Source organism: Azohydromonas lata NBRC 102462 (genome assembly GCF_001571085.1).
Classification (GTDB): domain Bacteria; phylum Pseudomonadota; class Gammaproteobacteria; order Burkholderiales; family Burkholderiaceae_C; genus Azohydromonas; species Azohydromonas lata.
Genome location: NZ_BCTC01000006.1, coordinates 1 through 18,816 on the forward strand (window position 1 = coordinate 1; position 18,816 = coordinate 18,816).

General features: G+C 70.0%; 17 protein-coding genes. 12 read left to right on the forward strand and 5 right to left on the reverse strand.

Annotated elements, in window-relative coordinates; translation table 11 throughout:
- The 10 genes from paaA to paaZ all read left to right on the forward strand — a co-directional run.
- The coding region (gene paaA, locus ALA01S_RS03825) for a 1,2-phenylacetyl-CoA epoxidase subunit PaaA (protein ID WP_066332270.1) at window positions 1-733 on the forward strand (733 nt) is incomplete at its 5' end.
- Window positions 734-848: 115 nt separating this feature from the next.
- The gene (paaB, locus tag ALA01S_RS03830; RefSeq protein ID WP_066332272.1) at window positions 849-1,145 is read left to right on the forward strand and encodes a 1,2-phenylacetyl-CoA epoxidase subunit PaaB; all 297 of its coding nucleotides are present in this window, start codon (window positions 849-851) and stop codon (window positions 1,143-1,145) included.
- A gap of 10 nt (window positions 1,146-1,155) precedes the next feature.
- Window positions 1,156-1,938, forward strand: a complete 783-nt coding sequence (gene paaC / locus ALA01S_RS03835) for a 1,2-phenylacetyl-CoA epoxidase subunit PaaC (RefSeq protein WP_066332274.1) — start codon at window positions 1,156-1,158, stop codon at window positions 1,936-1,938.
- Window positions 1,932-2,447, forward strand: a complete 516-nt coding sequence (paaD, locus tag ALA01S_RS03840; protein ID WP_066332276.1) for a 1,2-phenylacetyl-CoA epoxidase subunit PaaD — start codon at window positions 1,932-1,934, stop codon at window positions 2,445-2,447. Before paaC ends, paaD begins: the two co-directional genes overlap by 7 nt.
- A gap of 3 nt (window positions 2,448-2,450) precedes the next feature.
- Window positions 2,451-3,542, forward strand: a complete 1,092-nt coding sequence (gene paaE, locus ALA01S_RS03845; protein ID WP_066332278.1) for a 1,2-phenylacetyl-CoA epoxidase subunit PaaE — start codon at window positions 2,451-2,453, stop codon at window positions 3,540-3,542.
- 131 nt (window positions 3,543-3,673) lie between these two features.
- A complete protein-coding gene (locus ALA01S_RS03850; RefSeq protein WP_066332280.1) occupies window positions 3,674-4,834 on the forward strand; it encodes an ABC transporter substrate-binding protein in 1,161 nt (386 codons plus the stop codon).
- Between the two features lie 66 nt (window positions 4,835-4,900).
- Complete coding sequence (locus tag ALA01S_RS03855; RefSeq protein ID WP_066332282.1) at window positions 4,901-5,926, forward strand: branched-chain amino acid ABC transporter permease; 1,026 nt, start codon at window positions 4,901-4,903, stop codon at window positions 5,924-5,926.
- A gap of 2 nt (window positions 5,927-5,928) precedes the next feature.
- On the forward strand, window positions 5,929-7,815 hold the full coding sequence (locus ALA01S_RS03860) for a branched-chain amino acid ABC transporter ATP-binding protein/permease (protein WP_157118755.1): 1,887 nt from the start codon (window positions 5,929-5,931) through the stop codon (window positions 7,813-7,815).
- The gene (locus ALA01S_RS03865) at window positions 7,812-8,555 is read left to right on the forward strand and encodes an ABC transporter ATP-binding protein (RefSeq protein ID WP_066332286.1); all 744 of its coding nucleotides are present in this window, start codon (window positions 7,812-7,814) and stop codon (window positions 8,553-8,555) included. Before ALA01S_RS03860 ends, ALA01S_RS03865 begins: the two co-directional genes overlap by 4 nt.
- A gap of 175 nt (window positions 8,556-8,730) precedes the next feature.
- Window positions 8,731-10,785, forward strand: a complete 2,055-nt coding sequence (paaZ, locus tag ALA01S_RS03870; protein WP_066332288.1) for a phenylacetic acid degradation bifunctional protein PaaZ — start codon at window positions 8,731-8,733, stop codon at window positions 10,783-10,785.
- Between the two features lie 68 nt (window positions 10,786-10,853).
- Here paaZ and ALA01S_RS03875 read toward each other — a convergent pair whose 3' ends face one another.
- From ALA01S_RS03875 to paaN, 5 genes are all read right to left on the reverse strand, one after another.
- Window positions 10,854-11,900: a 2Fe-2S iron-sulfur cluster-binding protein gene (locus ALA01S_RS03875; RefSeq protein WP_066332295.1), complete on the reverse strand. Its 1,047-nt coding sequence runs from the start codon at window positions 11,898-11,900 to the stop codon at window positions 10,854-10,856.
- Between the two features lie 2 nt (window positions 11,901-11,902).
- Window positions 11,903-12,925, reverse strand: a complete 1,023-nt coding sequence (locus ALA01S_RS03880; protein ID WP_066332297.1) for a hypothetical protein — start codon at window positions 12,923-12,925, stop codon at window positions 11,903-11,905.
- Window positions 12,926-13,195: 270 nt separating this feature from the next.
- Entirely contained in the window at window positions 13,196-13,987 is a 792-nt protein-coding gene (locus ALA01S_RS03885) for an enoyl-CoA hydratase-related protein (protein WP_066332299.1), read from the reverse strand.
- Window positions 13,988-14,009: 22 nt separating this feature from the next.
- A complete protein-coding gene (locus ALA01S_RS03890) occupies window positions 14,010-14,612 on the reverse strand; it encodes an acyltransferase (protein ID WP_066332304.1) in 603 nt (200 codons plus the stop codon).
- An 11-nt stretch (window positions 14,613-14,623) separates the two neighbouring features.
- Window positions 14,624-16,279, reverse strand: a complete 1,656-nt coding sequence (paaN, locus tag ALA01S_RS03895; protein ID WP_066332306.1) for a phenylacetic acid degradation protein PaaN — start codon at window positions 16,277-16,279, stop codon at window positions 14,624-14,626.
- Between the two features lie 223 nt (window positions 16,280-16,502).
- Here paaN and ALA01S_RS03900 point away from each other — a divergent pair, with 223 nt between their 5' ends.
- A complete protein-coding gene (locus tag ALA01S_RS03900) occupies window positions 16,503-18,029 on the forward strand; it encodes a 3-hydroxyacyl-CoA dehydrogenase (protein ID WP_066332308.1) in 1,527 nt (508 codons plus the stop codon).
- A gap of 156 nt (window positions 18,030-18,185) precedes the next feature.
- Window positions 18,186-18,812 (forward strand): TetR/AcrR family transcriptional regulator, encoded by a 627-nt coding sequence (locus ALA01S_RS03905; protein WP_066332310.1) that lies wholly within the window; start codon window positions 18,186-18,188, stop codon window positions 18,810-18,812.
- Window positions 18,813-18,816: the final 4 nt, after the last annotated feature.

Sequence of the window (18,816 nt, forward strand, 5' to 3'; positions counted from 1 at the left end):
CCAGGACGAGGGCGGCCACGGCCTCTACCTCTACGCCGCCGCCGAAACCCTGGGCACCAGCCGCGACGAGCTGCTCGATGCGCTGCACGCCGGCAAGGCCAAGTACAGCTCCATCTTCAACTACCCCACGCTCACCTGGGCCGACATGGGCGTGATCGGCTGGCTGGTTGACGGCGCAGCCATCATGAACCAGGTGCCCATCTGCCGCTGCTCCTATGCACCCTATGCGCGGGCCATGATCCGCATCTGCCGCGAGGAGAGCTTCCACCAGCGCCAGGGCTACGACAGCCTGCTGGTGATGATGAAAGAGGGCACCGAGGCGCAGAAGGCCATGGTGCAGGACGCCGTGAACCGCTGGTGGTGGCCCTGCCTGATGATGTTCGGCCCGCCGGACGACCAGTCGCCCAACTCGGCGCAGGGCATGCGCTGGGGCATCAAGCGCGTCTCCAACGACGAGCTGCGCCAGAAGTTCGTGGACGCCACCGTCGAGCAGGCCAAGGTGCTGGGCGTGACGCTGCCGGACCCGGACCTCAAGTGGAACGAGGCGCGCGGCCACCACGACTTCGGCGCCATCGACTGGGACGAGTTCTGGCGCGTCGTCAACGGCAACGGCCCCTGCAACCGCGAGCGCCTGGGTGCGCGCGTCAAGGCCTGGGAAGAGGGCGCCTGGGTGCGCGAGGCCGCCCTGGCCCACGCGGCCAAGCAGCGCGAGCGCGAGCCCCAAGCGGCGTGATGCGTTTGTAGGAGGCCCGCTTGCGGGCCGAACCGTCGCCCGGATGCCATTCGGCCCGCAAGCGGGCCTCCTACGGAAATTGCCGGCGAACTTGCCAACCCATCTGGAGACTGAATTGAGCACCGACATCAAGAACGAATGGCCGCTGTGGGAAGTGTTCGTCCGCTCGCGCGCGGGCCTGGACCACAAGCACTGCGGCAGCCTGCACGCGGCCGATGCGCCCATGGCCATCCAGATGGCGCGCGACGTCTACACCCGGCGCCAGGAAGGCTCCAGCGTGTGGGTGGTGCGCAGCGAGCACATCACCGCCAGCGACCCCGGCGACAAGGACATGTACTTCGACCCGATGGAGGACAAGGTCTACCGCCACCCCACCTTCTACAAGCTGCCGGACTCGGTGGACCACATGTAAGGAGCGGGCGATGCAGGCTTCCATCCGACTCCAACGCGACGAGCGCCAGCAGTACCTGCTGCGCATCGGCGACACCTGCCTCATCCAGGCGCAGCGCCTCTCCGAGTGGACCGGCCACGCGCCGGTGCTCGAAGAGGACATCGCCCTGGCCAACATGGCGCTGGACCTGCTGGGCCAGGCCCGCGCGGTGCTGACGCTGGCCGGCAGCGCGCAAGGACTGAGCGAGGACCAACTGGCCTTCCTGCGCGAGGAGCGCGACTACTTCAATCCCACGCTGGTGGAGCTGCCCAACGGCGAGGGGCGCCCCGGCGACTTCGCGCTCACCGTGCTGCGCAACGCCTTCGTCTCGACCTTCCTGCAACTGCTGTGGCAGCGGCTGCAGGCTTCCAGCGACGAGGAGCTGGCCGCCATCGCCGCCAAGGCGGTCAAGGAGGCGCGCTACCACGTCGAGCACGCCGCCGACTGGGTGGTGCGCCTGGGCGACGGCACGGAAGAGTCCCGCCGCCGCATGCAGGCCGCGCTGGACAAGCTCTGGCCCTACGTGGCGGAGCTGTTCGAGGCCGACGCGGTGGACGAGGCCGCGGCCGACGCCGGGCTGGGCCCGCGCTGGGCCGAGCTGCGCGAGCCCTGGCTGGCGCAGATGCAGGCGCTGCTGCAGGCCGCCACGCTGCAGCCGCCTGCCGTCAGCAGCTTCCGCAGCACCGGGCGCCAGGGCGTGCACAGCGAGCACATGGGCTACATCCTGGCCGAGATGCAGCACCTGCAGCGCGCCTACCCGGGTGGCGCGTGGTGAGCACCCTGGCGGCGGACCGGGTCGGCCGCGCCTGGGCCGTGCTGGCCGACGTGCTGGACCCCGAGGTGCCGGCGCTCTCGGTGTGCGACCTCGGCATCGTGCGCGACGTGGTGGAGCAGGACGAGGCGCTGGAGATCGTGCTGACGCCGACCTACTCCGGCTGCCCCGCCACCGAGGCCATCGAGCGCAGCGTGCTGGACACGATAGCCGCCGCGGGGCTGGGCCCCGCCCGCGTGCGGCTGCAGCGCGCCCCGGCCTGGACCACGGACTGGATCAGCGAGGACGGCCGGCGCAAGCTGCGCGAGTACGGCATCGCACCGCCCGCGCACATCGAGCCGGGGGCCGCCGTGCCCATCCGCCTGGTGCCGCGCCGCATCGCGCCCGTGGCCTGCCCCCGTTGCGGCAGCACCCACACCGAGCGCCTCTCGGCCTTCGGCTCCACCGCCTGCAAATCGCTGTTTCGCTGCCTCGACTGCCGCGAGCCCTTCGAACACTTCAAACCCATCTGAACCATGAGCGTCATGTTCCATCCGCTGCGGGTACGCGCCATCGAGCCGGATACCGCCGAGGCCGTCATCGTCTCCTTCGAGGTGCCTGACGAGCTGCGCGAGACCTTCGGCTTCACGCAGGGCCAGTACCTGACGCTGCGCAAGACCATCGATGGCCAGGACCTGCGCCGCTCCTACTCCATCTGCGCCGGCGTGGACGACGGCGAGCTGCGCGTGGGCGTGCGCAAGGTCAAGGGCGGCGTGTTCTCCAACTGGATCAACGCCGAGCTGAAGGTCGGCGACGAGATCAGCGTCATGGCGCCGCAGGGCCGCTTCTTCGTGCCGCTGTTGCCGCAGGCGCAGCGCCACCACGTGGGCATTGCCGGCGGCAGCGGCATCACGCCCATCCTCTCCATCATGAAGACGGTGCTGGCGCGCGAGCCCAGGTCGCAGTTCACGCTGCTCTACGGCAACCGCTCGCTGCAGTCCACCATGTTCAAGGAAGAGCTGGAGGACCTGAAGAACCGCTACATGTCCCGCCTGGTGCTGCACCACGTGTTCTCCGACGAGCCCACGGATGCGCCGCTCAACATGGGCCGCATGGACCGCGACAAGATCGGCGACTTCCTGCGCAGCGTGGTGCCGGCCCAGGCCATCGCGCAGGCCTACGTGTGCGGCCCCTTCCAGATGAACGACGAGGCCGAGGCCGCGCTGCTGGCGGCCGGCGTGCCGGAAGACCGCATCCACATCGAGCGCTTCGGCATCGCACAGGCGCCCAGCGGCGCGCAAAAGGCCGATGCCGTGGTGCACGAGGCGCAGCCGGGCGACGCGGAGAGCGCGCGCATCGTCATCATCCGCGACGGCCTGCGCCGCGAGATCCAGTTCGACAAGCAGCAGCCCAGCATCCTCGACGCAGCCTCCGCCTGCGGCATGGAAGTGCCCTTCTCCTGCACGTCGGGCGTGTGCGGCACCTGCCGTGCCAAGGTCGTCGAGGGCGAGGTGCGCATGGAGCGCAACTTCGCGCTGGACAAGAACGAGGTGGCCGCCGGCTTCATCCTCACCTGCCAGGCGCACCCGGTCACCGAGCGGGTGATCCTGTCCTTCGACGAGCGCTGAGCGCGCGCAGGGCCCGTGCGCGGCCCGCATGCGGCCCGCACGCCCCGCCATTCACCAGAAAAACATGAAGGCCTCCGGGCACCGGCGCAGCCGGGCAGGCAGGCCCCAAACCACCACGGAAGGAGACACACATGAAGGCAACCCTCAAGAGCGCCATGGCCGCCGCGCTGCTGCTGGCCGCCACGCTGGCGCAGGCCGACATCAACGTGGGCGTCACGCTCTCGGCCACGGGGCCGGCCGCGTCGCTGGGCATCCCGGAAAAGAATACCGTGGCCCTCATGCCCAGGACTATCGCCGGGCAGAAGGTCAACTACATCGTGCTGGACGACGCCAGCGACACCACCGCCGCCGTCTCCAACGTGCGCAAGCTCGTGGGCGAGCACAAGGTGGACGTCATCCTGGGCTCCACCACCACGCCCAACTCGCTGGCCATGGTGGACGTGGCCGCCGAGGCGCAGACGCCCATGGTGTCCATGGCCGCGTCCTCGCGCATCGTCGAGCCCATGGATGCCAAGCGCAAGTGGGTGTTCAAGACGCCGCAGAACGACATCATGATGTCCCTGGCCATCGCCGAGCACATGGCGTCCATCGGCGTCCAGAACGTGGCCTTCATCGGCTTCTCCGACGCCTACGGCGAAGGCTGGTACCAGGAGTTCAGCAAGGCCGCCGCGCTCAAGAAGCTCAAGATCGTGGTCAACGAGCGTTACAGCCGCACCGACACCTCCGTCACCGGCCAGACGCTCAAGATCCTGGCGGCCAAGCCTGACGCGGTGATCATCGCCGGCTCCGGCACCCCCGCGGCGCTGCCGCAAAAGACGCTCAAGGAGCGCGGCTTCGCGGGCAAGGTTTATCAGACGCACGGCGTGGCCAACGGCGACTTCCTGCGCGTGGGCGGCAAGGACGTGGAGGGCACCTTCCTGCCCGCCGGCCCGGTGCTGGTGGCCGATCAACTGCCCGCCGGCGACCCGGTGAAGAAGTCCGCCCAGGCCTACGTCGCGGCCTACGAGACCGCGCACGGCAAGGGCAGTGTCTCGACTTTCGGCGCCCACGCCTGGGACGCCGGGCTGCTGGTGGCCGCGGCCGTGCCCGTGGCGCTGAAGAAGGCGCAGCCCGGCACGCCGGAGTTCCGCGCCGCGCTGCGCGACGCGCTGGAGGGCCTCAAGGAAATGCCCGGTGCGCACGGCATCTTCACCATGTCGCCCACCGACCACCTGGGGCTGGACCAGCGCGCGCGCGTCATGGTGCGCATCGAGAACGGCACCTGGAAGTACCAGCCGGCCAAGCAGCTCTGAGCCCGCTTGCAACGTGCCGGGGGGCGCCCAGCGCGCCCTGGCGCTTCCTTCCTCCAGGAGCTTTCCATGGATTTGCAGATTGCCCTGCTGTTGGGGCAGGACGGCATCGTCAACGGCGCGGTCTACGGACTCATGGCGCTGGCGCTGGTGCTGGTGTTCTCGGTCACGCGCGTGATCTTCATTCCGCAGGGCGAGTTCGTCGCCTTCGCCGCGCTGTCCATGGCGACGCTGCAGGGCGGCCGCCCGCCGGCCAGCCTGTGGCTGCTGCTGGCGCTGGCCGCCGCCGTGCTGGCGCTCGAAGCCTGGCGCGCGCGCCGCGGCGCCGCGGTGGACTGGAAGTCCACCTTCTTCTGGTGCCTGGCCTGTCCCGCCGCCGCTGCCGCGCTCGTGGCGCTGCAGCCCCAAGGGCAGGTGCTGCAGGCCGTGGCCACGGTGCTGTTGATCACGCCGCTGGGCCCGCTGCTGTACCGCCTGGCTTACCGGCCGCTGGCGCGCGCCAGCGTGCTGATGCTGCTCATCGTCTCCGTCGCGCTGCACGGCGTGCTGGTGGGCTTGGGGCTGCTGTTCTTCGGCGCCGAGGGCTCGCGCACCACGGCATTTTCTGAGCTGAACCTGGACGTGGGCGGCCTGCCCGTCACCGGGCAGTCGCTGGTGGTGGTGGGCGCGGCGCTGGCGCTGGTGCTGGCCATGTTCGTGTTCTTCGAGCGCTCCATCGTCGGCAAGGCGCTGCGTGCCACCGCTTCCAACCGCGTGGGCGCGCGGCTCATGGGCATCCCCACCGAGCTCGCGGGCGACGTGTGCTTCGCCTTCGCCGCGCTCATAGGCGCCGTGGCCGGGCTGCTGGTGGCGCCCCTCACCACGGTCTATTACGACACGGGCTTTCTCATCGGCCTCAAGGGCTTCGTCGCCGCCATCGTGGGCGGCCTGGCCAGCTACCCGCTGGCCCTGGCCGGCGCGCTGCTGGTGGGGCAACTCGAAGCCTTCTCATCCTTCTGGTCCAGCGCCTTCAAGGAAGTGCTGGTGTTCACGCTGATCATCCCGGTGCTGTGGTGGCGCAGCCTGCGCAGCCACCACGTGGAGGACGAGGAATGACCATGTCTCTCAATGCCAAGCCCGCCGTGCACGCCGCCGTGGCGCCGGCCCCGTCCGCCGGCTGGATCACGCGGCGCCAGCTCACGCTGGCGGCGGTGCTGCTGCTGGCGGCCAGTTGGGCTTTTCTCTCCGACTTCAGTGTCACGCTGCTGAGCTACGTCGGCCTGTACGCGCTCGTGGCCGTGGGCCTGGTGATGCTCACCGGCGTGGCCGGCATGACCAGCTTCGGCCAGGCCGCCTTCGTCGGCGTGGGCGCCTACGCCACGGCCTGGGCCTGCACCTCGCCGCAAGCCGCCGCCTGGCTGGCCTGGCTGCCGCCAGCCTGGCTGCCCTGGGCCGGCCTGGCGCTGGGCCTGGTGCTGGCCGCCGCCGTGGCCTGGGTGCTGGGCGCCATCACGCTCAAGCTGGCGGGCCATTACCTGCCGCTGTGCACCATCGCCTGGGGCCTGAGCCTGTATTTCCTCTTCGGCAACCTGGAGCTGTTGGGCGGCCATACCGGCATCACCGGGCTGCCGGCGCTGAGCATTGGCGGCGCGGCGCTGGCCACGCCGCGCGCGCTTGGGCCGCTGATCTGGGCCGTGCTGCTGCTGTCGCTGTGGGCGCTGCACAACCTGCTGGACTCGCGCGAGGGCCGCGCCATCCGCACGCTCAAGAGCGGCCGCGTGATGGCCGAGTCCATGGGCGTGGACACCGGCCGCTACCGCATCAAGGTCTTCGTCCTGGCCGCGCTGCTGGGCGCAGTCTCGGGCTGGCTCTACGCCCACCTGCAGCGCTTCGTGAACCCCACGCCCTTCAACCTCAACATCGGCATCGAGTACCTGTTCATGGCCGTGGTGGGCGGCGCCGGGCACCTGTGGGGCGCGGTGCTGGGCGCGGCGCTGATCACGCTGCTCAAGGAACAACTGCAGGACTGGCTGCCCCGCCTGCTGGGCAGCAGCGGCAACTTCGAGGTCATCGTCTTCGGCCTGCTGATGCTGGTGGTGCTGCAGCGCTACGCCGACGGCCTCTGGCCCCGCCTGGCCCAGTGGTCCGGCCGCTGGCTCAAGGCTGACCCGGCCGAGCACCTGCCCGCTGCCGCCGCCCCGCTGGCCCAGCGCACGCTGCCCCCGCGCGGCCAGGTGGTGCTGCAGGCGCACGAGGTCACCAAGCGCTTCGGCGGCCTGGTGGCCAACAACGCGGTCAACATGAGCGTGAAGGCCGGCGAGGTCCACGCACTGATAGGCCCCAACGGCGCGGGCAAGAGCACCTTCTTCAACATGATCTCCGGCGTGGACGACCCCACCACCGGCGAGGTGCGCCTCATGGGCAAGCCCATGACCGGCAAACCCTCGCGCGAGTTCGCGGCCCTGGGCCTGTCGCGCAGCTTCCAGCATGTGCGGCTGCTTGGGCAGCGCACGGTGCTGGAGAACGTGGCGGTGGGCGCGCACCGCCGCGCGCACCGCGGCTGGGTCGCCTCCATGCTGCGCCTGGACCGGGCCGAGGAAGCCGCGGTGCTGGCCGAGGCCCGCCGCCAGATCGAGCGCTGCGGCCTGGGCGCCCATGCGGACGCACCGGCCGCCTCGCTGGCGCTTGGGCAGCAGCGCATCGTGGAGATCGCCCGCGCACTCGCAAGCCAGCCCGCCGTGCTGCTGCTGGACGAGCCCGCGGCCGGCCTGCGCCACCTGGAAAAGCAGGCGCTGGCCCGGCTGCTGGAGCAACTGCGCGCCGAGGGGCTGGGCATCCTGGTGGTTGAACATGACATGGAGTTCGTGATGAACCTGGCCGACCGCATCACCGTGCTCGAATTCGGCACCGTCATCGCCGAGGGCACGCCGGCACAGATCCAGGGCAACCAGCGCGTGCTGGACGCCTACCTGGGCGGCAGCGACGACCTGGGAGCCGCGGCATGAGCGCGCCGGACACCTTGCTGGAAACGCGCGGCTTCTGCGTCTCCTACGGCGAAGTCGAGGCCGTGCACCGCGTGGACCTGACGGTCAGGCGCGGCGAGATCGTCACCGTCATCGGCCCAAACGGCGCGGGCAAGACGACGCTGCTGTCCGCGGCCATGGGCCTGCTGCCCTCGCGCGGCGAGCTGCTGCTGGCGGGCGAGCGCATCGAGCGGCCCAGCGTGGAAAAGCTCGTGGCCCATGGCGTCGCGCTCGTCCCGGAAAAGCGCGAGCTGTTCAGCGAGATGTCGGTGGAGGACAACCTGCTGCTGGGCGGCTTCAGCCGCTGGCGCCGCGGCCAGCGCGATCAGAAGGCGCGCATGCAGGAGGTGTTCGAGCTGTTCCCGCGGCTGCGCGAGCGCCGCGCGCAGATGTCCGGCACGCTCTCCGGCGGCGAGCGCCAGATGCTGGCCATAGGCCGCGCGCTCATGGCGCGCCCGCAATTGCTCATGCTGGACGAGCCCTCGCTGGGCCTGGCACCTTTGATCGTCCGCGAGGTGCTGCGCATCGTGGCCTCGCTGCGCGAGCTGGGCGTGTCGGTGCTGCTGGTCGAGCAGAACGCCCGCGCCGCGTTGCAGGTGGCCGACCGTGCCTACGTGCTGGAAATGGGCGCCGTGGCACTCACCGGCGACGCCGCCGAGCTGCTGCACGACCGGCGCATCATCGACACCTACCTGGGCCTGGGTGCGAAAAAGGCAGCTTGACCAGGAACTGCGAGGCGTACCGCGTTCCTTGTAGGAGGCCCGCTTGCGGGCCGAACCCTCTGGATGACTGCGCCATTCGGCCCGCAAGCGGGCCTCCTACAGGCTTCGTGCGCGGCATGGCCTTTATGCAAATGGGCAGAAAGCCCTTTTCACCATTCGACAGGAGACAACGCTGATGACCACCGTCCTCCAAAGCTTCGTCGCCGGCCGCTGGGTCGGCCAGGAAGCCGCGCAGACCCTGCGCAGCGCCGTCAACGGCCGTCCCGTGGCCGCCACGCACGCCGAACGCCCGGACTTCAGCGAAGCCCTGGCCTTTGCCCGCCGCACCGGGCTGCCTGCGCTGCTGGCGCTGGATTTCCAGCAGCGCGCGGCCCTCCTCAAGGCGCTGGCCAAGTACCTCACGCAGCACAAGGAGGCGCTCTACGCCATCTCCGCCCACACCGGCGCCACGCGCTCGGACAGCTGGATAGACGTGGAAGGCGGCACCGGCACCCTCTTCGCCTACGCCAGCATCGGCAGCAACGAGCTGCCGTCGGGCAACCTGCTGCACGAGGGCCCGGCCATCCCGCTGGGCAAGCAGGGCCACTTCGCGGGCACGCACATCCTGGTGCCGCGCGGCGGCGTGGCGGTGCACATCAACGCCTTCAACTTCCCCATCTGGGGACTGCTGGAGAAGTTCGCGCCCAGCTTCCTGGCCGGCATGCCCTGCATCGGCAAGCCGGCCACGGCCACGAGCTACGTCACCGAGGCGCTGATGCGCCTCATGGACCGCTCCGGCCTGCTGCCCGCGGGGGCCTTGCAGCTCGTCATCGGCAGCACCGGTGACCTGCTGGACCGGCTCGAAGGCGCCGACATGGTCACCTTCACCGGCTCGGCCGACACCGCCGCCAAGCTGCGCGTGCATCCCAACCTGATTCGCCACTCCGTGCCCTTCAACGCGGAGGCCGACTCGCTCAACTGCGCCGTGCTGGCGCCGGACGTGACGCCGGACGACGAGGAGTTCCAGCTTTTCGTGAAGGAGGTGGCGCGCGAGATGACGGTCAAGGCCGGCCAGAAGTGCACGGCCATACGCCGCGCCATCGTCCCGCGCGGCATGGTGGACGCGGTGGCCCAGGCGCTGCGCGAGCGCCTGCGCAAGACCACCATCGGCGACCCGGCGCTGGAAGGCGTGCGCATGGGCGCGCTGGCCTCGCACGACCAGCTCCACGACGTCCGCGCCCAAGTGGAGAAGCTGCTGCAGGGGGCCGAGCTGGTCTATGGCGAGCGCGACGGCTTCAATCCGCAAGGCGAGGGCGTCTCCGAGGGCGCCTTCTTCGCGCCCACGCTGCTGCTCAGCCGCAACCCGCTGTCCCACGACGCCGTGCACGACGTCGAGGCCTTCGGCCCGGTGAGCACGCTCATGCCTTACGACGGGCTGGACGAAGCCTTGCAACTGGCCGCCCGCGGCCGCGGCTCGCTGGTGGGCACGCTCGTCACCAAGGACCCGGCCACCGCCGCCCGCTTCATTCCGGTGGCTGCTGCACTGCACGGGCGGCTGCTGGTGCTGGACGCCGAAGCCGCCAAGGAGTCCACCGGCCACGGCTCGCCGCTGCCGCCGCTGAAACACGGCGGCCCGGGGCGCGCCGGCGGCGGTGAGGAATTGGGCGGCCTGCGTGCCGTCAAGCATGGCCTGCAGCGCGCGGCCGTGCAGGGCTCGCCCACCATGCTCATGGCCGTGACCGGCGAGTACGTGCGCGGCGCCAAGGTCCACGAGAGCGAAGTGCACCCCTTCCGCCGCCACTTCGAGGACTTGCGCATCGGCGACTCGCTGCTCACGCACCGCCGCACGGTGACGGACGCCGACATCGTCGCCTTCGGCGGCATCTCGGGCGACTTCTTCTACATGCACTTCGACGACATCGCCGCCAAGGAGACGGCTTTCGGCCAGCGCATCGCCCACGGCTACTTCGTCCTGTCGGCCGCGGCCGGCCTGTTCGTGTCGCCCGCGCCGGGGCCGGTGCTCGCCAATTACGGCCTGGACACGCTGCGCTTCGTGAAGCCCGTGGCCATTGGCGACACCATCCAGGCGCGCCTGACGGCCAAGCGCAAGATCGACCGCAACAAGGTGGACGCCAAGGGCCAGGGCCAGGGCGTGGTGGCCTGGGACGTGCAGGTCACGAACCAGCACGGCGAGATGGTGGCCAGCTACGACATCCTGACGCTGGTGGCCAAGCGGCCGGTGAGCACCTGATCCACCAAGGCACCCAACCAAGAAAACGGCCGCTCGCGCGGCCGTTTTTTCGTTTCCGGGTGGAGGCTTCAACCCACCATCCGGCTCCTGGGCGGCTCCATCGCCGGCGCCTGGCCGAAGTAGCCTTCGGTGTGCGTCAGCTCCTGGCGCGCGCCCAGGCGGCGCGCCGCCTCCACGCAATCGTTGACGAAGCCCGGCGTGCCGGCCACGAACACGGAGTGCCCCGACAAATCCTTGAACAGGTCGGGCAGCAGTTGCGGGATGCGGCCATGCAGCCCCGGCCCCTGTTCCTGCGTCAGCGTGGGCTTGAACGTGAAGTTGCGGTGCTTGGCCTGCCAGTACTCCAGCAGCCCGGCGGCATACAGGTCCTCGCGCGTGCGGGCCGAGAACAGCAGCGTCACCGGCCGCTTGTAGCCCCGGCGCAGGGCGGCCTCGGCCAAGGCCAGGATGGGCGCCAGGCCGGAACCGGCGGCCATGCACAGCACGGGCGTGTCCACCGAGGGGTCGCCAATGAAGGTGCCGTAGGGGCCGGCGAGCTTGACGCGCGCGCCGGGCAGCAGGTGCTCGTGCACCCAGCGGCTGGTGCTGCCCTCGTCCACGCGCGTGACCTGCACCGTGATCTCGCCGTCAGGCCGCGGCGCGTTGGCGATGGAGTAGGGCCGCGGCGGCGCGCCCGCGCGCGCGTCGCCCAACATCACGTACTGGCCCGGCCAGTAGCGCATGGGCTGGCCCACCGGGCGCAGGCGCAGCTCCACGATGCGGGGCGTGCGCAGCACGCGGTCGGCCACCACGTAGAGCTGGTTTTCGCGCGGCGGAAACAGCCGCGGCTGCGCGTCCGCCGTGCCCCACTCGATGACGAGCTCCTCGGACAGCGGCTTGGCCATGCACATCAGGCCGAAGCCCTGCGCGCGCTCCTCGGCCGAGAGTGCCATGTCCAGCACCATGCCCTGGTCGAAGCGCCCTTCGCGCACCTTGACCTTGCATTCGCCGCACGCACCGGCGCGGCAGTTGTTGGGCAGGGCGTAGCCTGATTTCTCGAGCGCGGCCAGCACGGTGTCGCCGGACGCGCAGTCGACTTCCTTGCCGGAGGGGTAGAGGCGAATGCGCGCAGTCATGCTCAGAACACCGGGATGATGCTGGCCATGTCGATGTCGGTCACTTCCTGACCGCTGATGCCGACCTCGGGAATGGCGGGGAAGGGGATGTCGTAGCGGTCCAGCACGCCCTTGAGGTTGAGCATGGCCTGCTTCCAGTTCTCCTTCTTCTGCTCGTAGCCGGGAATGTGGAAGCCCGCGGCGCGCGCCACTTCCTCGCCCGCGCGCTGGTTGGCGATGAAGTCGTTGGGCAGGTCCCAGAAGTCCACCGGCGGCTCGAACAGCACGGCTGACAGGAAGAGATAGCCCGCGCGCACCTGCTTGGTGATGAGCGGCTTGTCCGAGAGGTCCATCTTCGGATAGTCGCGCTCCATCAGCGCCATGCAGATGGCCATGTGCCGGCCCTCGTCACGGCCGATGTTGCGAAAGCCCTCCTTGAACACCTCCTCGCGGCAGCCCTCGGCCATCTGGTGGAAGATGGTCGCGGCCGCAATCTCCCCCATCAGGAAGGAGCTGAACAGCACCGCCAGGCTGTACTTGGGCACGGCCGCCTTGTAGCCGCTCCAGTAGCGCCCGCCGTTGTAGTAGAGCCACTTGGCGTTCTTCTGCAGCTTGCGGCCCAGCTCGGTCTTGGGCTCGTAGGTCAGCGGGTCCTCGTGGTCCAGCAGCTTGGTGATGGCCAGGCCGCACATCTGCTCGTGGTTCTGCTCGTCGCGGGTGACGGAGAAGAAGCAGCGGCGCACGGCATCTTCTTCATGCGCCTCGTAGGTCTTGATGAAAGCCGAGGCGAACACCGGCGGCGCCGAGGCGTCGAACACCGACAGCAGCGTCCACCAGTAGGCAATGGCCTCGCGCTCTTCCCAGGAGTAGGACTCGGCGTCAAACGTGTCCCAGCACAGGTGCTTGGGGTCCCAGTTCTCGCGCTGCGCGGCATCCCACACCTCCTCCAGCTTGCCGGTCTGGCGCCGCCACGACAGCGGGTAGACGTTGGGCTGCGGCGTCGCAGGCGGGAATTCCATGGTTTCCGCGAGGCGTTCGTTGTGCATAGGTGTCTCCAAGAATTTGATCCATCGGCTTGACAGGCGCTTTGCAGCGCGGACCAAAAGTTAATGGCGCACCCCGGGCGGAATGTTGACGGGGATCAAAGTTCGACCGATCGGTCGGTTTTTGATTGGGGCAGCATCAGACACGCATGTCGTCCCAGCCACAAGGCCGGTCAAGGAAGGTTGTGCGAGAAACGAAAACGCCATCCGCACCCGTCCCCAAAGGACCGATGCGGATGGCGTGGGTTGAGGGAAGGCGGTGCTTGCCGGGGCTCAGTGGCGCCAGCTTGCCGGACGCTTTTCCAGGAAGGCCGCAAAGCCTTCGCGCGCCTCGCTGGTGCTGCGCACGCGGCTGATGGTTTGCGCCGTCAGCTCCTGCACCGGCGCCGTGACCGGGCCCACGGACAGTTGCGCGAACAGCGTTTTGATTTCCGCCTGTGCCGCCGGCCCGTTGGCCAGCAGCTCGGCAATGCACTGCTCGACGGCGGCGTCGAGCTGGTCGGCGGCCACCACCTGTTGCACCAGGCCCATGGCCAGCGCCTCGGCGGCGCCGACCACCGTGCAGGTGAGCGCCAGGCGCCGCGCCTGCCGCGGGCCCACGGCGTTGACGACGTAGGGGCCGATGACGGCGGGCAGGATGCCGAACTTGGCTTCACTGACGGCGAACTTGGCGTGCTCGCTGGCAATGGCGATGTCCGCGGCGCAAGCCAAACCCACGCCGCCGCCGTAGGCCCCGCCCTGGATGCGCGCGACCACCGGTTTATTGCAGCGGTCGATGGCCGCCATCATGCGGGCGAAGCGGCGCGCGTCCTCCAGGTTGGCGGCCTGGTCGTTGGCCGCCGCGCGGCGCATCCACTCGATGTCCGCGCCGGCGCAGAAGCTGCGGCCCTGCGACATCAGCACGACCACGCGCACGGCGGCGTCGTTGGACAGGCTCTCAAACGTTTCGGTCAGCCGCGCGATCAGCGCCTCGTCAAAGGCGTTGAGCACCGCCGGCCGGTGCAGGGTCACGCGCGCGACGCCGCGGCCGTCGCGCTCGACGAGCAGGTTGTTTTCTTCGGTCATGGTCGATTGAGGTCGAAAGGAGTCAGCCCCGCTTGGTGGCGATGAGCGGCTGCACGGCGGGCGCCTGCAGCGTTGGGCGGTCGGCCTCCACGGCGGCCAGCGGCTGCACCTCCTGCATGGAGGCGAGGCTGCGCCGGGTGAGGTCTTGGTAGACGCGCGTGCCTTCGAGCTTCCAGGCGACTTCCGCGTCGCTGAGCTCGCGCAGCACCTTGGCCGGCACGCCGGCCATGAGCGTGCGCGGCGGCACCTTCACGCCCGCGGGGACGAAGGCGCAGGCGGCGACGATGGCCTTCTCGCCCACCTCGGCCTCGTCCATCACCACGGCGTTCATGCCCACCATGGCATCGCGGCGCACCACGCAGCTGTGCAGCACGGCGCCGTGGCCGATGTGGCCGTTCTCCTCCACCAGCGTTTCCTGGTCCGGGAAGCCGTGGATCACGCAGGTGTCCTGCACGTTGGCGCCGGCCTGCAACACGATGCGGCCGAAGTCGCCGCGCAGGCAGGCGGCCGGGCCGACGTAGCAGTGGGGGCCCACGATCACGTCGCCGATGAGCACGGCGCTGGGGTGCACGTAGGCCGTGGGGTCCACCACGGGAATCACGCCTTCGAGGCTGTAGCAGGGCATGGCGGTTCCCTTCAGGCGTGGCGGCGGCGCTGGACGACCACGAAGCGGTCCGCCACGAAGGCCAGCGTGGCGTAGCTGGCATTGGCCGCGGGGTTGCCGCCGCTGCCGTGGTAGTCGGAGAAGGCCGCCGCCTGGTTGACGTACACGCCCTGCGTGAGGTTGACCGACAGCGCCACGCGGGCGCGCCGTCCAACGGCCTCCATGCGCTGGATGAAAGCCTCGTCGGTGGAGTACACGCCCAGGGTGAGGGCACCGTGCTCGCGTATCACGTCCTCGGCCAGTTGCGCGGCGGCTGCGGCCGAGTCGGTGGCCACGACATAGGACACGGGGCCGAAGCACTCCATGCGGTAGACGGACGCATCGGCCTGGTCCAGCGCCACGATCACCGGCGTGCGCGCCTGCGCCTCCGGGAAGTCGGGGTGCGGCAGCGGCCGGGAGGCCAGCAGCGTGCGGCCCACGCCCTGGGCGGCATCGACGCGCTGCCACACGTCCCTGGAGACGATGGCACCCAGCACGGAGGAGGCGATCTTGGGGTTGGAGGCCAGCTTGTCCACCGCGGCAGCCAGGTCCTGGCCGAACTGCTCGAAGCTCTTGGGTCCCTGGTCCGTCCGGATACCTTCGCGGGGGACGAGCAGGTTCTGCGTGGTGGTGCACATCTGGCCGCTGTAGAGGCACAGCGAGAAGGCCAGGTTCTGCAGCAGGGCGGCGTATTCGTGGGTGGACTCCACCACCACCGTGTTCACGCCCGCCATCTCGGCGTACACGCGCGCCTGGCGCGCATGGTCCTGCAGCCAGCGGCCAAAAGCGTTGCCGCCGGTGAAGTCGATGGAGGCCACGGCCGGGTGAGTGGCCAGCGCCTGTGTCACTTGCGGGCGCTCGCTCACGGCCAGCGTGACCACGTTGGGGTCCAGCCCCTGCTCGGCGAGCACGTCGCGCAGCACGCTCACCGTCAGCGCGGCGGGCAGTACCGATTGCGGGTGCGGCTTGACGATGGCCGGATTGCCCGTGGCCAGCGCCGCGAACAGGCCCGGATAGGTGTTCCAGGTGGGGAAGGTGGCGCAGCCGATCACCAGCGCCACGCCGCGGCCCACGATCTCGAACTGCTTGCTCATCACCAGCGGCGGGTTCTTGCCCTGCGGCTTGTCCCACAGCGCCTCGGCGGGCACGTCGTCCATGGCTTTCCAGGCATAGGCCAGCGCCTCCAGCGCGCGGTCCTGCGCGTGGGGGCCGGCGGCCTGGAAGGCCATCAGCGCGCCCTGGCCGGTGGTGAGCATGGCCGCGCGGGCGAGCTCGTGGCTGCGGCGGTGTATGCGCATCAGCGCCTCCAGCAGCACGCCCAGGCGGCCCTGCGCGCCAATGGCCTGCCAGCCCGGTTCGGCGGCCAGCGCGGCATCCACCAGCGCCTGCGGCGCGCATTCCGGGTAGCGGATGCCCAGCTTCACGCCGTAGGGCGAGCGCTCGCAGGCCACGCGGGCCGTTTCACCCGGCTGCGACAGCGGGTAGTCGCGGCCGAACAGCGCCGCCACGGCGGCCTCGCCGTCGGCCTGGGCCGTTTCGCCATAGACCTTGGGCGAGGGCATCTCAGGAAAAGGCGTCCAATGGCCGCGCGTGCGGGTGGCTTGCACGGCAGCGTCAAGCAAGGGGCGGTGCGTGTCGAACAGGGTCATGCGAACACCTATGAGGGAAGTCGGCGCGTGCGCAACGGGCAGGGCCCGCTGCTACCTAGGGTTTTCCTGAAGACGACTTTGACTTGCATCAGGAACTCGGGGCAGCTTAATATCGACCGACCGGTCGGTCAATGCGCGTTTGCTGCAGGTCAAGGACCGCAGCGCACGACCGTGCGCCGCGTGGACCGGCCGCCGTCTGAACCCTTTCAATCGCATCACCCGCATGAATCCAAAAACCCTGGACGCCACCACCCGCGTGGCCGTGATTGGCGCCGGCAGCATGGGCGCCGGCATTGCACAACTGGCGGCGCAGGCGGGTCACGAGGTCCGGCTTTTCGACATGCAGCCCGGTGCGGCGGCGCGGGCGCTGGAGCGCATCGCGGCCGACCTCGACGGCGCCGTGCAGCGGGGCCGCATGACGGCCGCCGAGCGCGACGGCGCGCGGGAGCGTCTCGTGGCGGTGGAGCGGCTGGAGGCGCTGGAAGGCTGCGGACTGGCGATCGAGGCCATCGTCGAGAAGCTGGAGCCCAAGCAGCAGCTGTTCAGGCAGCTCGAAAACGTCCTGGGCGCGCAGGCGGTGCTGGCCACCAACACCTCGTCCATTTCCGTCACGGCCGTGGCCCAGGGGCTCCAGCATCCGCAGCGGCTCATCGGCCTGCACTTCTTCAACCCGGCCACGCGCATGAAGCTGGTGGAGATCATCCGCGGCGTGGAGACCGACCCGGCCCTGGTGCCGGCGCTGCACGCGCTGTCCCAGGCCTGGGGCAAGACCCCGGTGGACGCACCCAACGCGCCCGGTTTCATCGTCAACCGCGTGGCCCGGCCGTACTACGCCGAAGGGCTGCGTCTGCTGGCCGAGCGCGTTGCCCCGGCGGCGGCCGTGGACAAGCTGCTGCGCGAGGCCGGCGGCTTCGCCATGGGGCCGTTCGAGCTGATGGACCTGATCGGCGTGGAAGTGAACCTGTCGGTGACGGAATCGGTGTTCCAGGCCACGGCGTTCGACCCGCGCTTCGCCCCCAGCCTGATCCAGCAAGAACTGGTGCGCAGCGGCCGCTTCGGCCGCAAGAGCGGGCAGGGGTTTCATCGCTATGGTGCCGGCGTGCCGGCGCCGCAGGTGGACGTGGTGGCGCCCGCATCCGCCGCGCCTGCCGTCGCCTGCGCCGCGGACATGGGTGCGCTGGCACCGCTGGTGCAGCGGCTGCAAGCCGCCGGCGTGGCCCTTCAGGCCGATGCGGGCCTGCCCGCGGAAACCTTCACCGTGGGCGGCGTGCGCGTGGCGCTCACCGACGGGCGCACCGCCACCGAGCGCGCCGCCACCGACGTTGCGGGCCCGCTGCTGCTGCTGGACCTGGCGCGCGACTTCGCGGCCACGCCGCTCCTGGGCGCCGCCGCGTCCGTGGGCGCGCAAGGCCACCTGCCCGCGCTGGCCGCGCTGCTGCAGGGCGCCGGCATCGCGCTGCTGGCGCTGGACGACGTGGCCGGCCTGGTGCTGATGCGCACCGTGTGCTGCCTGGCCAACGAGGCGGCCGACGTCATCACGTGGTCAGGCGCGACGGCGCGCGACATCGACGTGGCCATGAAGCTGGGCACGGCCTACCCGGTGGGCCCGCTGGCCTGGGCCGACGCGCTGGGCGCGGCGCGCGTGGCCACCGTGCTGCGCCACCTGCAGGACCACTATGGCGACACGCGCTACAGGCGCTCGCCGCTGCTGACGCGGCTGCAGCATGCCGGCGGCAGCTTCCACGCGTGAAGCCTGGAGTGAAGTGAGCAGGGCGCGCTGAAGGTGTTGTGGCCTTGCGCGTGCTCCGTGGAAAAGCCGGTACATCCCGCTGCAAGGCGGATGCGGGCATGCCTGCTGCAAGATGGCGGACATCTGGCACGCAGTACTCCACAGGAAAGAACCACCATGGTCCGCATTCGCACCTCCGCTTATGACGAGCAGCGGGAGGCCATCCTCTCCCGCGCGGCCCGCCTCTTCGCCGAGCGCGGCTACCCGGCCACCTCCATGAACCAGGTCGCCGAGGCGGCGGGCCTGTCCAAGTCCACGCTCTATCACTACTACCGCGACAAGTACACGCTGCTGGTGAACATCGTCGAAGGGCATGTCTCCAAGCTGGAGCTGCTGGTGGACGAGGTGGCCGGCGAGAACCTCACGGCCGAGCAGCGCCTGCGCGAGCTCATACGGCGCTTCGTCGAGGAGTACTCCGGCGCCCAGCACGCCCACCGCGTGCTGACCGAGGACGTGCGCTTTCTCGAAGAGGCGGACCGCGAGCGCGTGGTCGTCAAGGAGCGCCGCCTGGTGGCGGGCTTCGCGCAGGCCATACAGCAGCTGCGCCCGGAGCTGGACGCCGCCAGCCTCTCCAAGCCGCTGACCATGCTGCTGTTCGGAATGATCAATTGGATGTTCACCTGGCTGCGGCCGGACGGTGGTTTGAATCACGAGGCGATGGCGTCCGTCGTCGCCGACCTGTTCCTGGGCGGGGTGCCGGCGGTGAGGCCGCCGGCGCTCGTCCCGCTGTCAACAAGCTCTTGATACG